This window comes from Rhizobacter sp. P2_H3, from assembly GCF_056403355.1.
Genome location: NZ_JBFUFQ010000397.1, coordinates 1 through 2,885, shown reverse-complemented (window position 1 = coordinate 2,885; position 2,885 = coordinate 1). Strand labels below are relative to the sequence as shown.

General features: G+C 67.3%; 2 protein-coding genes. Both read left to right on the top strand.

Annotated features, from left to right (window positions below; translation table 11 throughout):
* The coding region (locus AC1D1T_RS31470) for an AAA family ATPase (protein WP_477993289.1) at positions 1-735 on the top strand (735 nt) is incomplete at its 5' end.
* Positions 736-827: 92 nt separating this feature from the next.
* Positions 828-2,831, top strand: coding sequence for a S9 family peptidase (locus tag AC1D1T_RS31465; RefSeq protein WP_477840916.1), 2,004 nt, complete (start codon positions 828-830; stop codon positions 2,829-2,831).
* Positions 2,832-2,885 lie beyond the last annotated feature (54 nt).

Sequence of the window (2,885 nt, the reverse complement as noted above, 5' to 3'; positions counted from 1 at the left end):
ATGCTGGCCGAGGAAGTCGCGCAATCGCTGGGCATGCCGCTGCTGCAGTGGCACATCAAGAGCACCACGAAGGCGCAGCAGGGTTTGTACGAATACGACGCGGTGAGTCGCCTGCGCGACAGCCAGTTGGCCGACGTGGATGGCGGTGCGCGGGTGCACGACATCCACAACTACATCGTGAAGGGCGTGCTGTGGCAGGCCTTCACGGCCGAGCAGCCGGTGGTGCTGCTGATCGACGAGATCGACAAGGCCGACATCGAGTTCCCGAACGACCTGCTGCGCGAGATCGACCGGATGGAGTTCTACGTCTACGAGACGCGCGAGCTGATCCGGGCGAAGCACCGGCCGCTGGTGTTCATCACGTCGAACAACGAGAAAGAGCTGCCCGACGCTTTCCTGCGCCGCTGCTTCTTCCACTACATCCGCTTCCCGGACGCCGACACGATGAAGCGCATCGTCGAGGTGCATTTCCCGTCGCTGAAGAAAGAGCTGCTGGCCGCCGCGCTGCGCAACTTCTACGAGGTGCGCAACCTGCCCGGGCTGAAGAAGAAGCCGAGCACCAGCGAGCTGCTCGACTGGCTGAAGCTGCTGGTGGCCGAGGACATCCCGCTGGAGGTGCTGCAGAGCAAGGACGAGAAGGTGAGCCTGCCGCCGCTGGTGGGCGCGCTGCTGAAGAACGAACAGGATGTGTCGCTGTTCGAGAAGCTCGTGTTCATGCAGAAGCACAACCGATGACGCCTGGCGGGCAGTGGCTCCGGCCTCTCCCCGCCATCCCCCGTCAATCCCGTTTCCCCACGAACGCCGCTCACGAGGCGGCCCGCACCATCATGGCCCGACACAAGACCCTGAGCATCGATGACCTGTGGGCGCTGCAGCGCGTCGGCGGACTGTGCCTGTCGCCCGACGGCGCGCAGGCGGTCTGTTCGGTCGGCAGCTACTCGATGGAGGACAACAAGGGCATGTCGGCCCTGTGGCTGCTGTCGACCTTCGGCGGCGGGCCGCGCCGGCTGACGCAGGCCGGCGAGAAGGATGGCCAGCCGGCCTGGTCGCCGACCGGCGAGCGCATCGCGTTCATCGCGCGGCGCGAGCAGCAGGGCAAGAAGGACGACACGCCGCAGCTGTACGTGATCGCGCCCGATGGCGGCGAGGCGCGCCGCGTCAGCGATTTCGCGCCGGGCGTGGAGGCCTTCAAGTGGTTCCCCGACGGCAAGCGCATCGCGTTCGTCTCGTGGGTGTGGCCGGATGTGCGCGGTGCCGCCGCGCAGGCCAAGCGCCACCAGGCCTTCAAGGACCGCAAGGAAACCGCCTACGTGACGAGCGAGGCGCAGTACCGCTACTGGGACCGCAACCTGCCGATGGAGCGGGTGGCGCACGTGCTGGTGCTCGACGTCGAGAGCGGCCGGGTGCGCGACCTGTTCGAGGGCAGCGGCTACGAGCTGCAGCGCGGCGACCCCGACGCGCATTCGTTCGACATCTCGCCCGACGGCCGGCACGTCGCGTTCGCGTTCGACCCGGCGCCGGAGAAGCGGCTGGACCATTGCAAGTCATTGGCCGAGGTGGTGGTGCGCACCGGCCGCATCGAGGTGATCGCGCAGGACAAGGCCTGGGATTTCGAGGCGCCGCGCTACAGCCCCGATGGCAAGCGCATCGCGTTCCTCGCGAGCCACCAGGGCAAGCGCCACACGATGCCCAACCATGCGGCGGTGCTGCAGCGCGGCATCGACGCGCCGGTCAAGCAGCAGGTGCTGAGCGCCGCCTGGGACCACGCGGTGAACGGGCCGATCCGCTGGTCGGCCGATGGCGAGGCGCTCTACTTCACGGCCGAGGACGAGGGCCGCTGCCACCTGTGGCGTTTCGACATCGCGGCGCGCGAGGCGGCCGTGGTGGCGCGGGGCGGCTGGGTGCAGGGCTTCGACGTGGCGGGCGAGGTGGTCGTGACGGCGGCCGATGCGATGGATCATCCGGCGCGGGTGCATGCGCATCGCGCGGGCGATGAGGCGCCGCAGCGGCTGGAGCGCTTCAACGACGATCTGTTGAAGCCCGTGAAGCTGGGCAGGTACGAGGACGTGCGGTTCAAGGGTGCGCTGGGCGACGAGATCCAGGCCTGGGTGGTGTACCCGCCGGGGTTCGACCCGAAGAAGAAGTACCCGTTGCTGCACAGCATCCATGGCGGTCCGCACGCGGCGGCCGGCGACACCTTCCACTACCGCTGGAACACGCATGTGTTCGCGGCGCAGGGCTATGTGGTGGTGTGCGTGAATTACCACGGCTCGAGCGGTTTCGGCTACGGCTTCCTCGACAGCATCACGCACCGCTGGGGCGAACTGGAGCTGCAGGACGTGGAGGCGACGACCGACCTGATGCTGAAGAAGCCGTACATCGACCGCGGCCGCGTGTTCGCGACGGGCGGCAGCTATGGCGGCTACATGGTGGCGTGGATGAACGGGCACGTGAAGCCGGGCCGCTACCAGGCGTATGTGTGCCATGCGGGCTGCTTCGACTGGACGGCGATGTTCAGCGACGACGCCTACACCTGGCACGCGAAGGAGCTGGGGGCCTGGTACTGGGACGACCAGGCGAAGGTCAACTCGCAGAGCCCGCACGCCTTCGCGAAGAACATGAAGACGCCGACGCTGGTGATCCACGGGGCACTCGACTTCCGGGTGCCGGACCAGCAGGGGCTGGCCTACTACAACACGCTGAAGGCGCGTGGGGTGGATTCACGGCTCGTGTGGTTCCCGGACGAGAACCACTGGATCCTGAAGCCGCGGAACAGCAAGCTCTGGTATTCGGAGTTCTTCGGCTGGCTCTCTTCGCACGACAAGAAGTAGCTTCTCTGTTGTGCTGCGCGCGCGTGGTGCGGCTGGGGGTGGGCTGCGGGAGCT

Excerpts from the sequence above, each read along its gene's own strand:
- AC1D1T_RS31465 (WP_477840916.1), top strand. The coding sequence starts at position 828 with ATGGCCCGACACAAGACCCTGAGCATCGATGACCTGTGGGCGCTGCAG.